Raw genomic sequence first — 20117 nt, forward strand, 5'->3', positions numbered from 1 at the left:
ATCCGGCCTTTGCCGGCCGGAATGGGCGGTCGGTGGCCGGGCCGCTACATGGCCGGCGGACGGCCGGTGCCGCGCATCAGGATCTGCTGATGGGCGCCGGTGACCTGGGCGTGGAAGGCCAGCGCGGCCTCGGACAGGTCGGCGTCCGGCCGCTGCTCCGGCTCGAAATTGCCGAACTCGTCGACGCCGCGGACCAGCGTCGCCGCGTCATGGGTGCCGACGATCTGGCGGACATAGGTCGGCAGGTAGCGGATGGCGAAGCCGATCCGGCGCCGGTCCGACGGATTCGGGTCGGAGCCATGGATCAGCCGGACATGGTGCAGCGACATCTCGCCGGGCTGCAGTTGCAGCATCTGCGCCTTCGCGTCGTCGACATCGACCGCGATCTCCTGGCCACGCGACAGCAGGTTGTTGGCGGCGAAGGTGTCGCGATGCGGCACCTGCTCCATCAAGTGGCTGTCGGGGATCACCCGCATCGCCCCATTCTCGGCCGTGCTCTCGGACAGCGCCACCCAGGCAGTGACGATGTCCGCCGGGTCGAGGCCCCAATAGGTCGAATCCTGGTGCCAGGAGACGAAGCCGGGGTCCCGCGGCTCCTTGATGAAGAAGCTCGAACCCCAGACCAGGATGTTCGGGCCGATGATATCCTCGACCGCGTCGAGGATGGCGGGATGGCGGATCAGCCCGTCCAGCCAGGTGAACAGGAGGTGGCTCTTGTGGCGCATCGGGCCCTTCAGCGTCCCGTGCACGCTCTCATGGGCTTCGAGATGGCGGCGCATCTGCGACGCCTCGTCGGGCGACAGCACCCGGATCGGGGCGTGGTAGCCGTGCGTCCGGTAGTGCTCCACCGCTTCCGGGGACAGCATTTTCATGGCGCTCCTCCGATGTCGGGCATCTTTGCGATGCACTAATTTCATTGGTGTCGTTATGATTTCAAATATGGAAGACCAGATGGATCGCGATGTCAATGCCGGCGACGACAACGGTGCGGCCCGGCCCGGCGCCCCGGCGCTGGAGAAGGGGCTGGACCTGCTGGAGGCGCTGGCGGCCGAGCCTGGCGGCATCAACCAGAAGTCGCTGGCGGCGCGGGTCGGCCGGTCGGTCGGCGAGATCTTCCGCATGCTCGGGGTGCTGGAGCGGCGCGGCTATGTCGCCCGCGACCCGAAGACCGGCGAGTACCGGCTGACGCTGCGGCTGTTCCAGCTCGGCACCCAGCACCCGCCGACCCGGCGGCTGCAGCAGGCGGCGCTGCCGGTGATGGAGGGCCTGGCCGCCCAGGTTGGCCTCGCCTGCCACCTCAGCATGGCCAGCGGCGGGCATTTCCTGATTCTGGCCCAGGCCGAGCCGGACCGGCCGATGGGCTGGACGGTGAAGCTGGGCGCGGTGTTCCCGCTGTCGATGCATCTCGTCTCCGCCCGCATCCTGACCGCCTTCCAGCGCGAGCCGCGGCGCGGCGAGATGGTGCGGGCGATCGCGGAGCGGGACGAGCTGCCGGTCGACAACATCCTGGCGCGGCTGGAAGGCATCGCCGCGGCGGGCCACGACCTGGCGCCGAGCGAGACCGCCCCCGGCCTGACCGACATGAGCGCGCCGGTGCTCGACCCTTCGGGGCTGGCGGTCGCCGCGCTGACCCTGCCCTTCCTGCCGCAGCGGGGCAACACGATCTCCCAGGCGGAGGCGCTGGCCGCGCTGCGGGATGCCGCCGCCCGCATCTCGGCACAGATCGGCGGGCCGGGCTGAGCCGCCGCCTCAGCCCTCCTGCTTGGCCTTGGCCAGCCGCGCGCTTTCCTTCTTCAGCGGGCGGGCGACGGGGCACACATCCTGGACGAAGCCGTTCAGCGTGTTGGCTAGGTTGTCCTGCAGCAGCCGGTAGTAGATGAACTGGCCGCGCTTCTCCCCGGCGATCAGCCCGGCCGCCTCGAGCACGCTGAGATGCTGCGAGATCGACGGCTTCGACATCTCGAAGCGGGACGCGATCTCGCCCGCGCTCAGCTCGGCATGGGCGAGATAGGCCAGGATCTTGCGGCGAGGGGCCGAGGCCAGGGCTTCGAAGACGCGTTGCATGGTCCATCCTGTCGCCAAATCGGCGCCATCATTTAGGTAATTAACTAACCATTGACAGGCATCGCCGCCTCATAGTTAGGTAAATACCTAAATACCGAACCTTGCCGCACGGCGCAACCCTGCCGGAGGATCCGATGGCCTGCCTGTCCACCGCGCGGATGATCGCCGAACCCGACACCAGCGCCGTGCGGGGCCGGGTGGAATGGGCGCCGGCCCGGTCGCTGTGGACCGGCGGCATGACCGTCGCGGCGCTCGGCCTCGCCCCCTTCGCCACGAGCTGGAGCGCCGTGGCGCTGTTCATCGTCACCACCGCCGTCACCATCTGCGCCGGCCATTCCGTCGGCATGCACCGGCTCTTGATCCATCGCAGCTTCGCGGCGCCGCTGTGGCTGGAGCATGTGCTGGTGTATCTCGGCACGCTGGTCGGTATGGCGGGGCCAATCGGCATGATGCGGCTGCACGACACCCGCGACTGGGCGCAGCGACAGGCGGAATGCCACGACCTGCACGCCCACCGGGCCGGGATGCTGCGCGACGCCTGGTGGCAGATGCATTGCCGTCTGGTGCTGGACCGCCCACCCCGCTTCGTGCCGGAGGACCGGGCGCTGAACGACCGCTTCTACCGGTTCCTGGAGCGCAGCTGGATGCTGCAACAGCTGCCCTGGGTCCTGCTGTTCTGGAGCATCGGCGGCCTGCCCTGGCTGGTCTGGGGCGTGCCGATGCGGGTGGCGGTGTCGCTGACCGGGCACTGGTTGGTCGGGCACTTCGCCCACCGCCGGGGCGACCAGGGCTGGCGGGTCGAGGGCGTGGCGGTACAGGGCTACAACATCCGCTGGTGCGGCCTGGTCACCTTCGGCGAGTCCTGGCACGGCAACCACCACGCCTTCCCGGACTCGGCCCGGCTGGGCGTTGAGCCCGGCCAGGCCGACCCCGGCTGGTGGCTGCTCCGCGGGCTGGAGCGGCTGGATCTGGTCCACGACCTGAAGCAACCCGCCGACCTGCCGCCGCGGCCGGGGCTGCGGCGGATAGAACCGCAGCCGGCCATAAGTTGACATCAGAACGGAAGGACGCCATGCCGCCTGCCTGGATCGGGGCCACCCTTCTCGGGGCGCTGATGCCGGCCGCGATCGCCTCGGCGCCGTTCTGGAACTTGGAGGCGCTGCTTGCCGTCTTCATCGTCGCACTCGGTCATGCGCTCATCCTCGGACTGCCGATCGCGCTTCTCTACCGCGCGAAACGCTGGCAATGGCCCGGCCTCGCTGTCGCGACAGGATTCCTGATCGGGGCGATCCCGATAGGTGTCGTCATTTGGCCGGTCGAGCCCCGGCCAGGCGCTTCGACCCGGATCAACGGCGTCCTCGTCAGCGTCGATGGCGTCCCCACCCTGGCCGGCTGGCTGGACTTTCTCCGGCTCCTGGGCGTGTTCGGAGCTCTTGGCGCAGCCGGGGCGCTGGCCTTCTGGCTGACGCTGCGCTGGGCCGGCGCCTTGGATGATCCGTCCTCCGAATAGGCAGGCCTGGCCAAATCGCCTAGCCTTCCCGACGCAGAATCGGCGCGAGGGGTTGCAGGTGACAGCGGACACGATCGAGGCGATGGCGACGCAGATCCGGGGCAGCGACCGCCGCGCCCTGGCGCGCGCCATCACCCTGGTCGAGTCCCGCCGCGCCGACCACCGCGAGCGGGCCGAGGCGTTGCTGGAGATGCTGGCCCCTGCCTCCGGCGGCGCCGTCCGGATCGGCATCTCCGGCCCGCCCGGCGTCGGCAAGTCGACCTTCATCGAGGCCTTCGGCCTGCACCTGACCGGCCAGGGCCACCGCGTCGCGGTGCTGGCGGTCGACCCGTCGTCGCAGCGTTCCGGCGGGTCGATCCTCGGCGACAAGACGCGGATGGAGCTGCTGACCCGGGACCCGGCCGCCTTCATCCGCCCCTCCCCGGCGGGATCGACGCTGGGCGGGGTGGCGCGGCGGACGCGCGAGACCCTGCTGCTGTGCGAGGCCGCCGGCTACGACGTCGTCATCGTCGAGACCGTCGGCGTCGGCCAGTCCGAGACCGCGGTGGCGCAGATGGTCGACGTCTTCCTGCTGCTGCTGCTGCCCGGCGCCGGCGACGAGCTGCAGGGCATCAAGCGCGGCATCGTCGAGGTCGCCGACATCCTGGTGGTGAACAAGGCCGATGGCGACCAGAAGGGCGCCGCCAACCACGCCGCCGCCGAGTACCGCCACGCTTTGGCGCTGCTGCGCGGCAGCGGCGGCTGGCCCCCGCCGGTGCTGCAGTGCTCGGCGCTGGAGAATCGCGGCATCGACGCGGTCTGGGAGATGATCGGCAAGTTCCGCGCGCAGAGGGGCGAGGCCCTGGCCGAGCGCCGAGCCGAGCAGGCCCGCTCCTGGCTGTGGCGCGAGCTCGGCGACGGCCTGCTGGACGCGCTGCGCGGCCACCCCGCCGTGGCCGCCGCCCTGCCCGGGCTGGAGGCCGAGGTTGCCGCCGGCCGCCTGCTGCCGACCGCCGCGGCCCGCCGGCTGCTGGAGCGGTTCCTCGGAGCTGACACCCCCGATTGACACTAAGCCGGGTCGCGTCCAGCTTTTTTTGGGGGGGACAAGTCGATGTGGAATTCAGTCGCAGTTGCGCTGGCGTGCGTCGTGCTTGCCAGTTGCTCGAATCCTGGCAGGCCTAGTCCCGCAAAACAGGACTCTCAGACCAGCGACATCAACATGATGATTGAGGGCAACAGGTTGGTGTTCTTCGACACAGGCAGCGCCCGACTCGATCAGGAGGCGGATCAGATTCTTAGAGGTGCCGCCCATGACCTCCGTTGCCGACAAGTGGGTCTAATCGAGATCACGGGAAACACAGATCGATCTGGTTCAAACGCTAGCAATCAGCGCCTGTCGATTCGACGGGCTGAAGTGGTCCGGGATGCTTTGATAGCCTACGGAGTTCAGAAAGACCTGCTTGTGATCCGTGGGGCTGGTGAAACCGACCCGTTGGTGCCTACAGCAGATGGTATAAGTGAGCGACAGAATCGCTGGGTCCTGATCCACGACACCGCGCCCGAAATCTGCGACTGATAAGCCGAATACCGACAAACCGGTTCCTCCGTACCAGAGCTGACCGGCCCGGATACGGAGGAACCATCACAGCCGTTGCGATATCAGGCCTTCTTCAGGACCGAAGCCGCGGCCGCAGCGCCCTTCTTCAGCGCGGCGTCCTTCTTCGGCTTCTTGGCTTCCTTCGGCTTGCGCATTTGACCCTTGGCCATGGCATGCCTCCTTCGCTCGTGGGCGCACACATCATAGCGAAACGCCACGGGCCGTCATAAAAATTCAATACGCGCAGGCGCCGCAAGAGACCCGGTCCGCCGGCCGCCGGATGCGCTATCCTCTTCCCCGCAACAGGGAGGCCGCGATGACCAGCTATGACGCCATCATCATCGGCACGGGCCAGGCCGGACCGGCGCTGGCGGATCGGCTGAGCCGCGCCGGCCAGCGCGTCGCGGTGATCGAGCGCGCCCGCTTCGGCGGCACCTGCGTCAACACCGGCTGCATCCCGACCAAGACCATGGTCGCCAGCGCCTATGCCGCCCGGATGGCCCAGCGCGCCGCCGAGTACGGCGTGGTCCTGCCCGGCCCGGCCACGGTCGACATGAAGCAGGTCAAGGCGCGCAAGGACGGCGTTTCCGGCCAGTCGCGGGTCGGGGTCGAGGGCTGGATGCGCGGCCTTGAGAACGGCACCGTGATCCAGGGCCATGCCCGGCTGACCGGGCCAAGGACCGTGCAGGTCGGCGACGAGACCCTGACCGCGGACCGGATCTTCCTGAATGTCGGCGGCCGGGCCACAGTGCCGCCGATGCCGGGGATCAAGGACGTGCCGTTCCTGACCAACAGCACGATGATGGACCTCGACACGCTGCCGGAGCATCTGGTGATCGTCGGCGGCTCCTATATCGGGCTGGAGTTCGGCCAGATGTTCCGCCGCTTCGGGTCCCGGGTCACGATCATCGAGCAAGGCCCGCGGCTGATCGGCCGCGAGGACGAGGACGTCTCCGCCGCCATCGCCGGCTTCCTGGAGAAGGAGGGCATCGTCCTCCGCACCAATGCGAAATGCCTGAGCGTGGCGCCGGACGGCGACGGCGTGGCGGTGACGGTCGACTGCACCGCCGGCGCCCCGGTGGTGGTGGGATCGCATCTGCTGCTGGCGGTCGGCCGCCGCCCGAACACCCAGGACCTGGGGCTGGAGACGGCGGGCGTGGCGGTCGACGAGCGCGGTTACATCACGGTCGACGACACGCTGCAGACCAGCGTGCCCGGCATCTGGGCGCTGGGCGACTGCAACGGCCGCGGCGCCTTCACCCACACCGCCTACAACGATTTCGAGATCGTCGCCGCCAACCTGCTGGACGGCGACAGCCGCCGGGTCAGCGACCGGATCACGGCCTATGCCCTCTACACCGACCCGCCGCTGGGCCGCGCCGGCATGACCGAGGCGGAGGCCCGCCGCTCCGGCCGCCGCCTGCTGGTGGCCAAGCGGCCGATGGCCCGGGTCGGCCGCGCCGTCGAGAAGGGCGAGACCGAGGGCTTCATGAAGGTGGTGGTCGACGCCGGCACCCGGCAGATCCTGGGCGCCGCCATCCTCGGCACCGGCGGCGACGAGGTGGTGCACGGCCTACTGGACCTGATGTATGCCCGCGCGCCGGTCGACGTGATGCAGCGGTCGATGCCGATTCATCCCACGGTGTCCGAGCTGCTGCCGACCCTGCTCGGGTCGCTGGAGCCCGCGCCGTGAGCGGGCGCGACCGGGTCGAGGCCGAGGTGCTGCGGGTGCTGCGCGCCGCGGCCCCAGCGGCGCGTGCCGTCACCCCCGACGACCGGCTGCTGGAGGATCTCGGCCTCGCCCCAGCCGACGTCACCCGCCTGGCCTGGGACATCGAGCAGGCGCTGGGCGCCGACATCCCGCGCGACGACCTGGCCTCGGTCTTCACCGTCCGCGCCCTGATCGACCTGGTCGACCAGCATTACGACCCGCTGACCGCCGAGCCCAGGCACGGCTGGCACATGTAGCAGGCTTCGCCCTGCCCGCCCGGGGCCTGCCAGGGCTACGCCGAAAGGATGAATGCACCGCAGCGCCGTGTCGGACCTCCGGCGTTGCGGGATGGGCGGGCAGGCGCCAAGCTGACGGAGCTGCCGGAGGGTTCTGCGATGCATCCCCAGCGTCGGCTGACCGTGATCGTGTCGCTCGATGTGGCCGGCTTCACGCGGCTGGTCCAGGAGGACGAGCGCGGCACCCTCGCGGCGCTCGCCGCGATCCGCCGGGATCTGCTGGGCGCGCCGCTGCGGGCCCGGCACGGCCATGTCTTCAAGACCATGGGCGACGGCGTGCTGATCGAGTTCTCGAACATCGAGGATGCCGTGTGCTGGACGGTCGACTTCCAGAAGGCCATGGTGATCCGCAATGCGCAGAAGCCCAGGCGGCCGATGCTGGTTCGGGCTGGCGTCGCGCTTGCGGACGTCTTCGTCGAAGGCGAGGATCGGTTCGGAGCGGCCGTCGCCTTCGTCGTCCGCCTGCAGCAGGCCGCACCGCCGGGAGGCATCGCCATCACCCATTCCGTGCGCTGGCAGCTCGGCAAGGCGCTGTCGGCACCGTTCGTTCAGGAAATGAAGACCCTGAAGGATATGGGCGGTCCGATGGAAATCTGGATCTGGCGTCCTCCCGGCAGCGATATCGAGAGCGCCGCCGCCGTGAACCGCGACAGCGCTGCGGCGGAGGACGGCGAGGAGGACCTGCCCTCGATCGTCGTCCTGCCCTTCGAGAACCTGTCCGGGGATCCCGCCGCGTCCACCCTCGCCGACGGCGCGGTGGAGGAGATCACCGCGACCCTCTCCCGCATCCGCGACTTCACCGTCATCGCCCGCCATTCGGCCGTGGCGTATCGGGCCGCGGGGCGCCCCATGGACCCGCGCGAGATCGCCCGTACCTTCAAGGTCCGCTACGTGCTCGAGGGCAGCGTGCGGACATCCGGCAACCGGGTGCGGATTTCGGCACAGCTGGTCGATGCGGCCAGCGCGCGCCAGCTGTGGTCCGGACGATTCGACGGGACGGCCGAGGATGTCTTCGACCTGCAGGACCGCATCGCCGAAGGCGTCGCCGGCGAGCTGCATCCGTCGATCCGCGCGGCCGAGATCGCGCTGGCGCTGTGCAAACGGCCCGACAGCCTGGCCGCCTACGATCTGATGCTGCAGGCTCTCCCGCATCTCTGGGCCCATCGCAAACCGGAGAATGCCGAGGCGATCCGGCTGCTGCGGGATGCGCTGCAGCTGGATCCGGACTACAGCCGCGCCGCCGCGCTGGCCGCCTGGGCTCATGGGCAGCAGGTCACCTACAACTGGGCCGCCGACTATGCGGCCGAGCGGGCGGCGGGCGACATCCTGATCAAGCAGGCCTCGGAAGGGGCGCAGGACGATGCCACGGCCCTGAGCGCCCTGGCCACGGCAACTATGCTCTTGTTCGGCGACATCGGCCGGGCCGAGCAGTTCGTCGATCGCGCGCTGGCGCTCGACCCGAACCACGCCTGGGCCTGGACGCGCCGCGGTTTCCTGCATGTCTATCGCGGCAACCCGTCCGCAGGCCGCCCGTGCTTCGAGCGAGCCATCCGTCTGAGCCCACTCGACCCGTTCAGCTTCAACTGCTTCATCGGCCTGGGCCTGGCCGCCTTCGCCGAGGGTCGCCCCAAGGAAGCGGCCGGCTGGACTCGCAAGGCGCTGCATCAGAAGCCCCAGGCGACCTGGATGTTCCGCGACCTCGCCACCTTCCTGGCCCATGCCGAGCAGATCGAACCCGCCCGCGCGGCGCTGGCGCAGTTCACGGCCTCCAGGCCCGGAATCTCCCTGTCGAATGTGGCCGATGCCCTGCACTATTTCGAGCCGGACCTGCTGCGCCGCTATCTCGACGGCCTTGCCCGTGCCGGCCTCCCGCAGGAACCGACGGACACGCCGGCACGATGAGCTCCGGCCGGATCAGGCCGGCTTCCGTCAGGCCGATGGCGGATGCAGTCAAATCCGCCGGCGCTCCGACCCTAGAGTGGGCAGAATCACGGGGGGAGAGCGCGATGCGATCGTTGGTCCTGGCTACCGTCCTGGCGTTCTCAGGCTTTTCCGCCCTCGCCGCCGATCCGGCGCCGACCGACCCGGTTCCGACCGTGCCGGCCTCCGACCTCACCGGGCTGCAGACCGCCTTCGACCCGATGGGCCCGGCGGTGCAGGCGCTGACCCTGCCGGACGGCCGCGTGGTGCATTACATCGACGAGGGCGAGCCGGGCTGGCGGCCGGTGCTCTATGTCAGCGGCACCGGCACCAGCGTCCGCGCCTTCGGCATGACCGAGTATCTGCGCAGCCTGCGCACGACGCTGAAGCTCCGCTTCATCGCGGTCGAGCGCAACGGCTTCGGCGACACCGAGTTCCGGCCCGGCTGGACGACGAAGGACTACGCCGCGGAGGTCCGCGCCGTGCTGGACCATCTCGGCGTGCGGCAGACGGCCGCCCTGGCCATCTCCGGCGGCGGGCCCTACCTGGCGGAGATCGCGGCCGAGATGCCGGACCGGCTGATCTCGTTGCACTTCCTGGCCGCGACCTCCGGCTTCGATCCGGAGAAGAAGGCCTGCAGGATGTCCGACGCCGAGCTGACCGAGGCGATGACATCGGCACAGAACCCGGAGAGCTGGTGGGCCTATCCGGAGACCAGCCCGACGCGGAAGATCCCCGGCTTCGCCGACCGCGCCTATGAGGAGGGCGCCCGCACCTATTTCATCCGCGGCCAGATGGGCGACCTGCGCGGCCAGGTCGCCGAGTACCGCCGCTACTGCACCGGGCCGAAGACCGACGTCACCCGGGTGCAGGTGCCGGTCTATGTCTACCAGGGCACCGCCGACACCTCGGTCCCGCTCGATCAGGCGCGGTACTGGCAGTCGCAGTTCCCGAATGTCCGCAAGGCCCGGATCTATGAGGGCGAGGGCCATGATGTGCAGTACCGCCACTGGGACCAGCTGCTGCTGGACGTCGCCGGCCATGCCGGGCTGACGATGCTGTGCGCCGACGGCAAATCGCAGGCGGTGCCGGAGGCCGACGCCCAGACGCTGCTGGCGAAGGGAGCCACTCTGGGCATCTGCGCTTGGCGCTGAAGGCCGGCTTGCGGGTAGACTGGAGGCCGGATCCTGCAGCGAAGGACGCGCGCCATGGCCACGACGCCCCCGCCCCTTGCCCTCGACCTGCCGGCCCCCGGCTTTAGCCTGCCCGGCACCGACGGCCGGACCTATTCGCTCGACGACGTCGCCGGGCCGCGCGGCACGGTGATCGTCTTCATCTGCAACCACTGCCCCTATGTGAAGGCGGTGATCGACCGGCTGGTGGACGACGCCATGACGCTGCTGTCCGAGGGCATCGGCTTCGCGGCGATCTGCTCGAACGACGCCGCGGCCTATCCGGAGGACGGCTTCGGGCCGATGAAGGAGTTCGACGAGGCGCACGACCTGCCCTTCCCCTATCTGCATGACGAGGACCAGTCGGTGGCGCGCGCCTATGGCGCCGTCTGCACCCCGGATTTCTTCGGCTATGACGCGCAGCGGCGGCTGAAGTATCGCGGCCGGCTGGATGAGGGCCGCACCGCCCCGCCCTCGCCGCATGCCCGGCGCGAGCTGGTGGAGGCGATGCTGCAGATCGCCGAGACCGGCCAGGCCCCCGCCGACCAGGTGCCGTCGATGGGCTGCTCGATCAAATGGAAGGCGGCATGATATCGACCGGCCGGACAAGGCGCATTCCACAGATCGCCGGCTACTCCGGCAATCCGGCGTCCCGCAGCGCGCCGCCGAGAGCATCCGCGAGCGCCGGCGCGCAGTTCACGCCGGCAAACTGGCGGCTGTAGCGAAAGGCGGGCTGAAGCTCGAGCACGCGCGCCGCGGCCGCCCTCGCCTCGTCCAACCGGTCCAGCCTGGCCAGCGCGGCCGCCAGCTGCACATATGTGATGCTGTGCGCGGGATTGGCTTGCACGGATCTGTAGGCCGCACGGCACGCGTCCTCGTAACGGCCACGCAGCAGGTGGCTCATGGCCTGCGCGTCGAACGCGGCCCAGGCCCATGAATCGAACGGGCTCAGCCTCAGGCCCTGCTCACTCCACTCCAGCGCACGCTCCGGTTCGCCGCCCCATCCGAGCATGACGCTGCCGAGAATATAGGTCAGCGCCGATGACGGGCTGATGGCGAGCGCGGCCTCCAACGCCGTGAACGCCGCGGTGCGATCATGCGCATCCATGCCGATGGAAAACCCCGCCCAGGTCAGGGCGAGCGCATCGTCCTGGCCATGGACGATGGCCGACCGGGCGTGGCGGATCGAGGCAGCGCGGTTGGCCTCCCGCAGGCCGGCGCGAAGGAACAGGCAATGATGGCACATCGCGGCGTTGCCATGCGCCAGCGCGTAGGCGGGATCGAGGGCGATCGCGCGATCGAGCAGCGCCAGCGCCCTCGTCACCTGCTCCGGCATGCCTGAATCGACGTCGGGCTGGGCCTGCAGCACGAGATCATAGGCATCGAGGCTGTCGGGGCGCTTCCGCCTGACACGCTCGATCTCCGCCTTCCGCACACTCGGCGCGATCGCGCCCACCGCCGACAGCGCGATCTCGTCCTGGAGCGCGAAGATGTCCTCGGAGCTGCGGTCGTAGCGCTCGGCCCACACATGCGCGCCGGTCGACGCATCGATCATCTGCCCGGTTACGCGCACGCTGCCGCCGATCTTGCGCACGCTGCCCTCGAGGACATAACGGACGCCAAGCTCGCGGCCGACCCGCTTCACGTCCACGGCGCGGCCCTTGTAGGCGAAGGTCGAGTTCCGCGCGATGACGAACAGCCATTTGATGCGGGCCAGGCCGGTGATGATGTCGTCGACCATTCCATCGGCGAAATACTCCTGCTGCGGATCGCCGCTCAGATTCGAGAATGGCAGCACCGCAACGGAGGGCCTGTCCGGCAAGGCCGGTGCAGATGCGGCGCGGGCGGCGGCCGAAGGATCGGGAGTGTTCGCGGCGACGGCCGGCCCGACATAGCGATAGCCGCGGCGCGGCAGCGTTTCGATCCAGCCCTCGGCATCCGCCGCCTCGGCCAGCACCCGGCGCAAGGCGGCGATCTGGACCGTCAGATTGTTGTCGGCGACCGCCAATCCGCCCCAGCCGGCCTCGACCAGCGCGTCCTTCGACACGGGGACGCCCGCGTTCTGGAGCAGCAGGCGCAGCAGCGCGACGGCGCGCTGCCCGAGCATGGTCGGCTCGGCCCGGTGATAGAGGATGCGCGCCTGCGGATCGAGGCGGAACGGGCCGAACTGGAGGTGATCGCCCCCGGTTGTCATTCACGGATTTTAGCAAATTTTTGGGAACGGCTTCACGACTTCCCGGCGCAGGCGGCCGATGCTGCCCGGGTGCTTGCGAGAGCAGGCCTGATCGATGGAGGGATCACATGAGCACCGATGCCGTCATTCGCATGCCCGAGGAGAAGCCGGGGGTCATGCTGCGCGGTCATCCGATGGTCTTCCTCGTCACCGGCGAACACACCAGGCATACGAGCATGTTCGACTGGACGATCCCGGCCGGGTTCGCCACCGGACGCCACGTCCACCGGGTGCAGGAGGAGACGTTCTACCTCCTCGAAGGTGAATGCGAGTGGCATGTCGGCGACCGGACGGTCCGCGCCACGCCGGGAACCTATCTGTTCATCCCGCCGGGGGTGCCGCACAACATCACCAATGTCAGCGACAGGCCGGCCCGCGTGCTGATGACCGTCTCTCCGCCCGGCCACGAGCATTATTTCGAGGAGCTGGCGATGCTCGCGGCGCAAGGCGCGCCGGACCCCGAGGCGCTCGCCGATCTCAGGAATCGCTACGACACCGATCAGCTCTCGACCCTGACAACGCGCGCATAGGCCTGCGCCTCGGTCGCAGTCCCTCGACACGGTGGCCCGGCCCCGCCAAGGTGCCCGCATGGACACTCTCGGTGAGAACGAACTCCGGCTGATGCAGGGCCTGGCCCAGCAGGTCATGGCGCTGCGGCCGGAGCTGGTGAACGGCGATGCCAGCACCGGCGAGCTGGCCTGGGTCTGGGCCAAGGATGTCGATGCGCTCGGCCGGTTCTGGCGGCACCGGCTGTGGTTCGCCGATGGACGGCTGGCCGCGTGGGGATGGGCGCATCTGCCCTACCGGGTGCCGCGCGGCGACGGATCGTTTCGCGAGGCCGGGACGGCCAATCTGATCTGGCAGACCCATCCGGACCGGCCGGAACTGCTAGCCGAGATCCTCGACTGGTATGACGGGGTTGCAGCCCGCGCCGACCGGTCGATGCTGGTCCAGTCCGGCGATGCCCGGGCGCAGGCCATCGTTGCCGCGCATGGCTACGCATTCGACGCGGAAGCTGGCGCGGACGACGGGTCATGGGTGCAGTTCAACGCCAGGGATCTGACGGAGGTGCCGGCCCCGGTGCTCTCTGAGGGCTTCCGGTTCCTGACCGCCGCGGACGTCCCGGCGGCGGCCGCTGTCCAGGCGCATCGCGATGCGTGGCACCCTTCCAGCCTCACCGAAGCGGCGTTCGAGCGGGTCCGGCGGACCTGGCCGTACCGGGCCGACCTGCATCCGCTGGTCGCGGCGCCCGATGGCACGCTGGCGGCGACCGCGATCATCTGGCTGGACGAGGCGACGCGCACCGCCGAATTCGAGCCGGTCGGAACGCATCGCGACTTCCGGCGGCTGGGGCTGGGCACCGCGCTGCAGCTGCACGGCATGCACCTGGCCAGGGCGGCCGGCGCGACCCGGATGCTGGTCGCCTGCCTGGGTGCGCCGGGGCACCCGGCCGCCCGCGACCTGTATTACGGCGTCGGCTTCCGCCCGTTCACGCGGGACCTGCCGCAGATCAAGGCCGCGCGATAGCGCCGGGCGGCGTGCTTCAGAAGGACCGGGATACTCCGTCCAGACGCAAGGACCGTGCCGGCGCGGTCCGGCCCCACGCTTCATCGGCGCGTTCCTCGCGGGCGATCTGCTCCTCGTCCTCGACCGGATCGGGACCGCTGAACACCAGTGCCGTCGCCACGAAAACCACCGCCTCCGTCGCCACGAACATCATCAGCTCCCCGAGCATCGGTCTCCCTCCATCGGTGACGGCCGTCGGAGGGGAAACAGGGTGAGAGGGATATTCGTCTCGCCCATGAGCCATGGATTTTCGGAGCCCGGCCCGGAGGGCCTCAGCGCCCCGGGAACGCGGCCTCGTACGGCTCCGGCCTGAAGCCCACCAGCAGCCGGCCGCCGATATCGAGCACCGGCCGCTTGATCATCGAGGGCTGGTCGAGCATCAGCGCGATCGCCTTGGCCTCGGTCAGGTCCTCGCGGACGGCGTCGGGCAGCTTGCGGAAGGTGGTGCCGGAGCGGTTCAGCAGCACCTCCCAGCCGGCCTGCTTCGCCCAGCCCTCGAGCGTGGCGCGGTCGATGCCCGCGGCCTTGTAGTCGTGGAAGGCATAGGCGACGCCGCGGCCGTCGAGCCAGGCCCGCGCCTTCTTCATGGTGTCGCAGTTCTTGATGCCGTAGATCGTGACCGCCATCTTGCGTTCGCCTGTCCTTCCGCGATGCCGGTCCGACCATAGGGTCTGCCGCGGCCGGCGTCATCCCCGATACCTGACAGCCGGTGACAGCCATCGCCTGTACAGTGGCGGCAGATCGAGCAGCGAGGCGGGAATGACGAAGACAACGGTCGGACGGAAGGTGCGGACGGCGCCGGCGGAGACCGCGGAGGGCCGGTGCCTGTGCGGCCGGGTGCGGGTGGAGATCGGCGTGCCGGCGCGCTGGGCCTGGCACGACCATTCCCGCAACAGCCGGCTGGCGCATGGCGCGGCCTATGCCACCTATGTCGGGTGCTGGCGCAGCCGGGTGCGGATCGTCAAGGGCGAGTCCGCCCTCGCCCGCTTCACCGAGGAGGAGACCGGGCGGATCCGCAGCTTCTGCCGCCATTGCGGCACGCCGGTGCTGTATGAGCGGCCGCACGCGCAGCAGATGGTGAACATCCCGCGCGCCCTGTTCGAGACCCGCACCGGCCGCGAGCCGTTGTATCACATCGCCATCGAGCAGGCGCAGGAATGGACCTGGCGGGGCGAGCCCCTGCGGCCGCTGAAGGGCTTCCCCGGAGTGGTCTGGACCGGGCCGAAGCGCCGGAAGAAACGGCCGCTGCTGGACGAGGAATTCTAGGCGGCCGCGCGCGCCGGGGCGGCGACCGTCGCCGGCGTGTCGTCGATCGGGAAGTGCAGCAGCGCCGCCACCAGCCCGGCGATCGCGGTGGCGATCCAGACCAGGGAATAGGAGCCGGTGACGTCGAAGACATAGCCGCCGGCCCAGGCGCCGAGAAACGACCCGATCTGGTGGCTGAGGAAGCAGACGCCGAACAGCGTGCCCAGGTGGCGCACGCCGAACACCTTGGCCACCAGCCCGCTGGTCAGCGGCACGGTGCCCAGCCAGGTCAGCCCCATCACCGCGGCGAAGGCCACCACCGACGCCTCGCTCTTCGGCGCCAGGAAGAAGGCGGCAATGGCGGCGCCGCGGATCAGGTACAGCCAGCCCAGCACCTGCTGCTGGCGGTAGCGCCCGCCGAGCCAGCCGCAGGCCCAGCTGCCGGCCATGTTGAACAGCCCGACCAGCGCCAGCGCCGTGGCGCCCAGCCCCACCGGCATGTGGCACAGCAGCAGGTAGTTCGGCAGATGCGTGCCGATGAAGGCGAGCTGGAAGCCGCAGGTGAAGAAGCCGAGCGTCAGCAGCCGGTAGCCGCGATGCCCCAGCGCCTGCGCCACCGCCTGCCGCAGCGGCATCGCCGGCTCGGCCTGCTGCACCGCCGACGCGCCGGCGCGGCCGCCGCGGTCGAGGAAAAGCCCCAGCGGCGCCACCGCCAGCAGGCAGGCGGCAAGCACCAGCAGCGACATGGCCGTGCCCGAGGCGTTGGTGATCCATTGCGCCACCGGAACCAGCGCCACCTGGCCGAGCGACCCGCCGGCGCTGGCCAGGCCCATCGCCATGCTGCGCTTCTCCGGCGGGGCGGCGCGGCCCAGCGCGGTCAGCACCACGCCGAAGGTGGTGCAGCTGATGCCGATCCCGACCAGGAGGCCGAGGCCGACCACCAGCAGCACGCCCGAGGAGGCGAAGGCGGTGAGCACCAGTCCTGAAGCGAAGCAGACCGCGCCGAAGGCCACCACCGGCGGCGAGCCCCAGCGGTCGGCGGCGGCGCCGGCAAAGGGCTGGGTGAAGCCCCAGACCAGGTTGTGCAGGGCGATGGCGAAGGCGGTCAGCGTCACCGGCAGGCCGCGGTCGAAGGAGAACGGCCCGATGAACAGGCCGAAGGTCTGCCGCGCGCCCATCGCCGCGCTCATGATCAGCGCCCCCGCCAGGATCACAACCCCGATCCGCACCGCCGGGGATCCGATCGACCTGCTGTCCGTCGCCACCATCATCCGGGCCCTCCTCGCCCGGCCCAGAATGGCAACCGGCGTCAGGGCCGGCAAAAGAGAAGGTTGCGACGACGGGTGAAGGATCTTCACCCGTTCCTGCGGGCCCGGGCGGCGCCGCGTCCTGGCGCGGCCGGTTCCGACGCCTCGATCTCGCCCAGCAGCCAGCGCCGGAAGCCCAGCAGGTCCGGCCGGCGCTCCGCCCCCTCGGCGCCGACCAGCCAATAGGCGGTCTCGGCCTCGATCTCCGGCAGCCCGGCCTCGACCAGGGTGTCGGCGGCGAGGTCCTGCCCGACCAGCGGCCGCCGGCCGAGGGCGACGCCGAGCCCGGCGGCGGCGGCCTCGAAGGCCATCTGGATGGTGTCGACGCGCAGGCCCCCGCCGAGATCCGCGCCCTCGGTGCCGGTGCGCTCCAGCCAGGCCTGCCAGTCCTCGCTGGCGGGGATGACATGGATCAGCGCGGCGCGGCGCAGATCGACCGCCCCACTTTCGCCCGCCAGCCGCCGGCGATAGTCCGGGCTGCACACCGGCACCAGCCGCTCGCCGAACAGCCGGGTCCAGGCGGCGCCGGCCGCCGCCGCCCGGCTCATGCGGATGGCGAAGTCGAAGCCGTCGACCGGGAAGCCGACCTGCCGGCGCGAGGTGTCGACGGTGACGGCGATGGTCGGCCAGCGCTCGCCGAAGCGGTGCAGCCGCGGCAGCAGCCAGCGCGAGGCGAAGGTCGGGGCGCAACTGACGGTGATGGCGCGGCGCCCGCGGTGGTGCGGCAGGCGCTGGGTGCCGATGGCGATCAGCGACAGCGCCTCGGCGACATAGGGCAGGTAGTCCGCGCCCTCCGGCGTCAGCGACAGCCGGCGCGGCTCGCGCACGAACAGCTCGACCCCCAGCGCCTGCTCCAGCCCGACGATGCCGTGGCTGACGGCGCTGGGGGTGACGTTCAGCTCGGCGGCGGCGAGCTTGAAGCTGAGATGGCGCCCCGCCGCCTCGAAGAAGCGGAGGGACGAGAGCGGCGGCAGGCGGAGCGGCATCCGCGGAGCATACCCGGCCGGACCTAGGAGCGCAGCCCCCGGGCGATGGCGTCGCTAAAGGCGGCGGCGATGGTGCCATCGGGGTCCAGCGCCGGGTTGAAGATGGTGATGTCGATCCCGGCCAGCCGGCCGCTCGCCGCCACGGCGGCCAGGACCGTTGCCAGCTCGTCGAAGGACAGGCCGCCCGGCATCCGGTAGTCCACCGCCGGCATCACCGCGTCGTCGAGCACGTCGGCGTCGAGATGGACCCAGACGCCGAACAGCTCGGGCCGCGTCAACCAGTCCAGCGCCCGCTCCAGCGCGGCGTCAAAGCCGGCCTGCCGGATCGCGGCGAGGTCGAGCAGCTCGATGCCGCTGTCCTCGATCCGCTGGCTGCCGAAATTCGCGGCCTCCTCCCCGTCGCGGATGCCGAAGGCGACCACGTCCTCGTCGCGCACCAGCGGGCGCAGACCTTCCAGGTCAGTGATCACGGCCGGGCCGCGGCCGGTGGCCAGGGCCAGGTCCATCGACGCGGCCTCGCCGTTCGGCTCCGCCTCCGGCTGGTAGAAATCGGCATGACCGTCGAGGAACAGGAGGCCGAAGCGCCCGCGCCGGCGCAGCGGCAGCAGGCAGCCGAGCAGGATCGAGCAGTCACCGCCCAGCACCACCGGCACCTCCCCCGCCCCGCAGACCAGCCCGACGGCGTCGGCCAGCGCGGTCGAGTAGGCGGCGATGCCGGCCGGGTTGAGCAGCCCGGTCGGGGGGTCACGCCGCGGATCATAGGGCGGCGGCTCGACCCGTCCGGCCCGGCGCGCGCCGAGCCGGTCGGCCAGACCGGCGCCGAGCAGCGCCTCGGGCAGCCGTTCGACGCCCTTCGGGAACAGCCCCAGCACCGAGGGCGCCTCGACGATCGCGTAGCGGGGACGGGCCATGGCGACGCCTCCTCTCCGGCTCTCGATCCTAACCGCATCCCGGCGATCCCGGTTCCCGATCTTGACATGCAACTGAAAGGTTGCATATTAAGGCGATGCAGAGCGACGATGACGCCGTGTTCCGGGCCCTGGCGGATGCCAGCCGCCGGGAGCTCCTGGACCGGCTGCACGCGGAGAGCGGCCAGACCCTGGGCGAGCTGTGCCGGGGGCTGGCGATGACGCGGCAGGCGGTGACCAAGCACCTGGCGATCCTGGAGGAGGCCAACCTCGTCTCCTGGAAGCGGCAGGGCCGGGAGAAGCTGCACTTCATCAACCCGGTGCCGATCGCCGCGATCGCCGAGCGCTGGATCCGCAAGTTCGAGCAGCCGGCGCTGGACGCGCTGTCGGAGCTCAAGCAGCGCCTGGAACGGCCGGGCGGCGACAGCTAGCACCGGACAATCGAGACAACAAGGAGCGGCATCATGAGCACCTTCGTCTACGTCACCTTCATCCGCACCACCCCGGAGGCGCTGTGGCGGGCGCTGACCGACCCGGAATTCACGCCCCGCTTCTGGCTGGGCGTCCATCAGGAGGCGGAGTGGCGCGCCGGCGGCGCCTGGAAGCTGATCCTGCCGGACGGCCGGGTCGGCGACACCGGCGAGGTGCTGGAGTTCAACCCGCCGCGGCGACTGGTGCTGCGCTGGCGCAACGAATTCCGGCCGGAGCTGAAGGAGGAAGGCTGGTCCCGCTGCGTCATGGACATCGAGCCGGCCGGCGAGGCGGTGAAGCTGACCGTCACCCACAGCATGGACCGCGAGGGCTCGAAGTTCATCGAAGCGGTGTCCGGCGGCTGGCCGCTGATCCTGTCGAACCTGAAATCGCTGCTGGAGACCGGCTCGGTGGTGCTGACGTCCCACGGCAAGTATTGAGGCCGGCCCGGAACCGCCTTGGCGGCCTGGGTCGGGTTTCAGGCCGCCAGCGGCCAGCGGTCGATCACCTCGTACCGGGTGAGGCCGAGCCGGCTGTGGATCAGGACGAAATCCTTGACCACGAAGCCGACCGGCTCGATCGCCTGGATCGGGACCGGCTGCGGGCCGTAGGACAGCGTCATGTGCGGGTTGAACTCGGTTGTCATCTTGAGCCCGACCTGCGTCATCGCGATGCCGAGTGTCCGAAAGAGGTCCGACAAGGCGTCACCGCCTTCACCGAGAAGCACCAATGGCTGCCGGTCCCGCTTGTGTGGGGCCGGCTCGAAGCTCTGGACGAAGCGGAACTTGATGTCGAACGGTCTCGCGGAGACCGCCTTCCCGGCCAGCTGCGCCGCATAAAGAAGCTTCGTGCGCAGGCGCTTGTAGTCGCCGACATGCTGCAGCGAAACGTGCAGGCGTTCCGTCTTGAGCCTCGTTCCTCTCAGGCGCTTCTCGGAGAAAAGCCGGTCGCCGATCCGCGACACGCGGTTGCGCGTCTCGTCATCCGGCATCAGGCAGAAGAACAGCCGTTCCCGGTTCTTCGGCCGGTTGCCCTGGTCGTCGAAGAAATCGAAGGTGCCTTGCATCTTGGGGGCCTCCCTGGATCAAGCCTGCCTTCCCACTTCCTTGCTCTTTGGTATTGGGAGCTAGATTAGAACATAACAAGAACATA

Annotated in this window: 24 protein-coding genes; 15 read left to right on the forward strand and 9 right to left on the reverse strand. The window is 70.0% G+C overall.

Translation table 11 applies throughout. From position 1 onward, the window contains the following. Positions 1-44: 44 nt before the first annotated feature. Positions 45-872 carry a phytanoyl-CoA dioxygenase family protein gene (locus tag BWR60_RS06720; RefSeq protein WP_088150245.1) on the reverse strand — a complete coding sequence of 276 codons (828 nt, stop codon included), beginning with the start codon at positions 870-872 and terminating at the stop codon, positions 45-47. 79 nt (positions 873-951) lie between these two features. Here BWR60_RS06720 and BWR60_RS06725 point away from each other — a divergent pair, with 79 nt between their 5' ends. Further along, positions 952-1740 (forward strand): IclR family transcriptional regulator, encoded by a 789-nt coding sequence (locus BWR60_RS06725; protein WP_179221658.1) that lies wholly within the window; start codon positions 952-954, stop codon positions 1738-1740. Between the two features lie 9 nt (positions 1741-1749). Here BWR60_RS06725 and BWR60_RS06730 read toward each other — a convergent pair whose 3' ends face one another. Beyond that, positions 1750-2064: a metalloregulator ArsR/SmtB family transcription factor gene (locus BWR60_RS06730; protein ID WP_088150247.1), complete on the reverse strand. Its 315-nt coding sequence runs from the start codon at positions 2062-2064 to the stop codon at positions 1750-1752. A gap of 134 nt (positions 2065-2198) precedes the next feature. Here BWR60_RS06730 and BWR60_RS06735 point away from each other — a divergent pair, with 134 nt between their 5' ends. From BWR60_RS06735 to BWR60_RS06775, 9 genes are all read left to right on the forward strand, one after another. Further along, on the forward strand, positions 2199-3116 hold the full coding sequence (locus BWR60_RS06735) for an acyl-CoA desaturase (RefSeq protein ID WP_088150248.1): 918 nt from the start codon (positions 2199-2201) through the stop codon (positions 3114-3116). Between the two features lie 20 nt (positions 3117-3136). Further along, positions 3137-3574 (forward strand): hypothetical protein, encoded by a 438-nt coding sequence (locus tag BWR60_RS06740; RefSeq protein WP_088150249.1) that lies wholly within the window; start codon positions 3137-3139, stop codon positions 3572-3574. A 58-nt stretch (positions 3575-3632) separates the two neighbouring features. Next, the gene (gene meaB / locus BWR60_RS06745; protein ID WP_275542368.1) at positions 3633-4619 is read left to right on the forward strand and encodes a methylmalonyl Co-A mutase-associated GTPase MeaB; all 987 of its coding nucleotides are present in this window, start codon (positions 3633-3635) and stop codon (positions 4617-4619) included. 156 nt (positions 4620-4775) lie between these two features. Further along, positions 4776-5129, forward strand: coding sequence for an OmpA family protein (locus tag BWR60_RS38940; RefSeq protein ID WP_429913014.1), 354 nt, complete (start codon positions 4776-4778; stop codon positions 5127-5129). A 337-nt stretch (positions 5130-5466) separates the two neighbouring features. Next, the gene (locus BWR60_RS06755) at positions 5467-6843 is read left to right on the forward strand and encodes an FAD-containing oxidoreductase (protein WP_088150252.1); all 1377 of its coding nucleotides are present in this window, start codon (positions 5467-5469) and stop codon (positions 6841-6843) included. Next, positions 6840-7118 carry an acyl carrier protein gene (locus BWR60_RS06760; RefSeq protein WP_088150253.1) on the forward strand — a complete coding sequence of 93 codons (279 nt, stop codon included), beginning with the start codon at positions 6840-6842 and terminating at the stop codon, positions 7116-7118. The genes BWR60_RS06755 and BWR60_RS06760 overlap by 4 nt, the downstream gene beginning before the upstream one ends. A 138-nt stretch (positions 7119-7256) precedes the next feature. Beyond that, positions 7257-9059 carry a tetratricopeptide repeat protein gene (locus tag BWR60_RS06765; RefSeq protein ID WP_088150254.1) on the forward strand — a complete coding sequence of 601 codons (1803 nt, stop codon included), beginning with the start codon at positions 7257-7259 and terminating at the stop codon, positions 9057-9059. A 104-nt stretch (positions 9060-9163) separates the two neighbouring features. Next, on the forward strand, positions 9164-10231 hold the full coding sequence (locus BWR60_RS06770) for an alpha/beta fold hydrolase (RefSeq protein WP_088150255.1): 1068 nt from the start codon (positions 9164-9166) through the stop codon (positions 10229-10231). A gap of 54 nt (positions 10232-10285) precedes the next feature. After that, positions 10286-10840, forward strand: a complete 555-nt coding sequence (locus tag BWR60_RS06775) for a thioredoxin family protein (RefSeq protein ID WP_088150256.1) — start codon at positions 10286-10288, stop codon at positions 10838-10840. 40 nt (positions 10841-10880) lie between these two features. On the opposite strand, the gene BWR60_RS06780 is transcribed toward BWR60_RS06775, so the two are convergent. Next, positions 10881-12443: a winged helix-turn-helix domain-containing protein gene (locus tag BWR60_RS06780; RefSeq protein WP_088150257.1), complete on the reverse strand. Its 1563-nt coding sequence runs from the start codon at positions 12441-12443 to the stop codon at positions 10881-10883. 107 nt (positions 12444-12550) lie between these two features. On the opposite strand from BWR60_RS06780, the gene BWR60_RS06785 reads away from it, so the two are divergent. After that, positions 12551-13012, forward strand: a complete 462-nt coding sequence (locus BWR60_RS06785) for a cupin domain-containing protein (protein ID WP_088150258.1) — start codon at positions 12551-12553, stop codon at positions 13010-13012. Positions 13013-13070: 58 nt separating this feature from the next. Next, positions 13071-14009: a GNAT family N-acetyltransferase gene (locus tag BWR60_RS06790; RefSeq protein ID WP_088150259.1), complete on the forward strand. Its 939-nt coding sequence runs from the start codon at positions 13071-13073 to the stop codon at positions 14007-14009. A 16-nt stretch (positions 14010-14025) separates the two neighbouring features. Here the strand turns inward: BWR60_RS06790 and BWR60_RS06795 are convergent, their stop codons facing one another. Then, entirely contained in the window at positions 14026-14217 is a 192-nt protein-coding gene (locus BWR60_RS06795; protein WP_088150260.1) for a hypothetical protein, read from the reverse strand. 103 nt (positions 14218-14320) lie between these two features. After that, positions 14321-14674, reverse strand: coding sequence for an ArsC family reductase (locus BWR60_RS06800; RefSeq protein WP_088150261.1), 354 nt, complete (start codon positions 14672-14674; stop codon positions 14321-14323). A gap of 133 nt (positions 14675-14807) precedes the next feature. Here BWR60_RS06800 and BWR60_RS06805 point away from each other — a divergent pair, with 133 nt between their 5' ends. Continuing rightward, positions 14808-15314, forward strand: coding sequence for a GFA family protein (locus tag BWR60_RS06805; protein WP_088150262.1), 507 nt, complete (start codon positions 14808-14810; stop codon positions 15312-15314). Here the strand turns inward: BWR60_RS06805 and BWR60_RS06810 are convergent. The 3 genes from BWR60_RS06810 to BWR60_RS06820 form a co-directional block, all read right to left on the reverse strand. Next, positions 15311-16564, reverse strand: coding sequence for an MFS transporter (locus BWR60_RS06810; RefSeq protein ID WP_230982975.1), 1254 nt, complete (start codon positions 16562-16564; stop codon positions 15311-15313). The genes BWR60_RS06805 and BWR60_RS06810 overlap by 4 nt on opposite strands. Positions 16565-16647: 83 nt before the next feature. Further along, entirely contained in the window at positions 16648-17586 is a 939-nt protein-coding gene (locus tag BWR60_RS06815) for a LysR substrate-binding domain-containing protein (RefSeq protein WP_088150263.1), read from the reverse strand. A 23-nt stretch (positions 17587-17609) separates the two neighbouring features. Then, positions 17610-18497, reverse strand: a complete 888-nt coding sequence (locus BWR60_RS06820) for an arginase family protein (RefSeq protein ID WP_088150264.1) — start codon at positions 18495-18497, stop codon at positions 17610-17612. Positions 18498-18592: 95 nt separating this feature from the next. Between BWR60_RS06820 and BWR60_RS06825 the strand changes: the two genes are divergently transcribed. Both BWR60_RS06825 and BWR60_RS06830 read left to right on the forward strand, forming a co-directional pair. Then, complete coding sequence (locus BWR60_RS06825) at positions 18593-18925, forward strand: ArsR/SmtB family transcription factor (RefSeq protein WP_088150265.1); 333 nt, start codon at positions 18593-18595, stop codon at positions 18923-18925. A gap of 33 nt (positions 18926-18958) precedes the next feature. Beyond that, complete coding sequence (locus BWR60_RS06830; protein ID WP_088150266.1) at positions 18959-19405, forward strand: SRPBCC family protein; 447 nt, start codon at positions 18959-18961, stop codon at positions 19403-19405. Positions 19406-19443: 38 nt separating this feature from the next. Here the strand turns inward: BWR60_RS06830 and BWR60_RS06835 are convergent, their stop codons facing one another. Next, complete coding sequence (locus BWR60_RS06835) at positions 19444-20031, reverse strand: 2'-5' RNA ligase family protein (protein ID WP_088150267.1); 588 nt, start codon at positions 20029-20031, stop codon at positions 19444-19446. Positions 20032-20117: the final 86 nt, after the last annotated feature.

Source organism: Inquilinus limosus, from assembly GCF_002195995.1.
GTDB lineage: Bacteria > Pseudomonadota > Alphaproteobacteria > DSM-16000 > Inquilinaceae > Inquilinus > Inquilinus limosus_C.

Bases quoted from the DNA above. Each gene is read 5' to 3' on its own strand.
- BWR60_RS06720 (WP_088150245.1), bottom strand. From the start codon at position 872: ATGAAAATGCTGTCCCCGGAAGCGGTGGAGCACTACCGGACGCACGGC.
- BWR60_RS06725 (WP_179221658.1), top strand. From the start codon at position 952: ATGGATCGCGATGTCAATGCCGGCGACGACAACGGTGCGGCCCGGCCC.
- BWR60_RS06730 (WP_088150247.1), bottom strand. From the start codon at position 2,064: ATGCAACGCGTCTTCGAAGCCCTGGCCTCGGCCCCTCGCCGCAAGATC.
- BWR60_RS06735 (WP_088150248.1), top strand. From the start codon at position 2,199: ATGGCCTGCCTGTCCACCGCGCGGATGATCGCCGAACCCGACACCAGC.
- BWR60_RS06740 (WP_088150249.1), top strand. From the start codon at position 3,137: ATGCCGCCTGCCTGGATCGGGGCCACCCTTCTCGGGGCGCTGATGCCG.
- BWR60_RS38940 (WP_429913014.1), top strand. From the start codon at position 4,776: ATGATTGAGGGCAACAGGTTGGTGTTCTTCGACACAGGCAGCGCCCGA.
- BWR60_RS06755 (WP_088150252.1), top strand. From the start codon at position 5,467: ATGACCAGCTATGACGCCATCATCATCGGCACGGGCCAGGCCGGACCG.
- BWR60_RS06765 (WP_088150254.1), top strand. From the start codon at position 7,257: ATGCATCCCCAGCGTCGGCTGACCGTGATCGTGTCGCTCGATGTGGCC.
- BWR60_RS06770 (WP_088150255.1), top strand. From the start codon at position 9,164: ATGCGATCGTTGGTCCTGGCTACCGTCCTGGCGTTCTCAGGCTTTTCC.
- BWR60_RS06775 (WP_088150256.1), top strand. From the start codon at position 10,286: ATGGCCACGACGCCCCCGCCCCTTGCCCTCGACCTGCCGGCCCCCGGC.
- BWR60_RS06780 (WP_088150257.1), bottom strand. From the start codon at position 12,443: ATGACAACCGGGGGCGATCACCTCCAGTTCGGCCCGTTCCGCCTCGAT.
- BWR60_RS06785 (WP_088150258.1), top strand. From the start codon at position 12,551: ATGAGCACCGATGCCGTCATTCGCATGCCCGAGGAGAAGCCGGGGGTC.
- BWR60_RS06790 (WP_088150259.1), top strand. From the start codon at position 13,071: ATGGACACTCTCGGTGAGAACGAACTCCGGCTGATGCAGGGCCTGGCC.
- BWR60_RS06795 (WP_088150260.1), bottom strand. From the start codon at position 14,217: ATGCTCGGGGAGCTGATGATGTTCGTGGCGACGGAGGCGGTGGTTTTC.
- BWR60_RS06800 (WP_088150261.1), bottom strand. From the start codon at position 14,674: ATGGCGGTCACGATCTACGGCATCAAGAACTGCGACACCATGAAGAAG.
- BWR60_RS06805 (WP_088150262.1), top strand. From the start codon at position 14,808: ATGACGAAGACAACGGTCGGACGGAAGGTGCGGACGGCGCCGGCGGAG.
- BWR60_RS06810 (WP_230982975.1), bottom strand. From the start codon at position 16,564: ATGATGGTGGCGACGGACAGCAGGTCGATCGGATCCCCGGCGGTGCGG.
- BWR60_RS06815 (WP_088150263.1), bottom strand. From the start codon at position 17,586: ATGCCGCTCCGCCTGCCGCCGCTCTCGTCCCTCCGCTTCTTCGAGGCG.
- BWR60_RS06820 (WP_088150264.1), bottom strand. From the start codon at position 18,497: ATGGCCCGTCCCCGCTACGCGATCGTCGAGGCGCCCTCGGTGCTGGGG.
- BWR60_RS06825 (WP_088150265.1), top strand. From the start codon at position 18,593: ATGCAGAGCGACGATGACGCCGTGTTCCGGGCCCTGGCGGATGCCAGC.
- BWR60_RS06830 (WP_088150266.1), top strand. From the start codon at position 18,959: ATGAGCACCTTCGTCTACGTCACCTTCATCCGCACCACCCCGGAGGCG.
- BWR60_RS06835 (WP_088150267.1), bottom strand. From the start codon at position 20,031: ATGCAAGGCACCTTCGATTTCTTCGACGACCAGGGCAACCGGCCGAAG.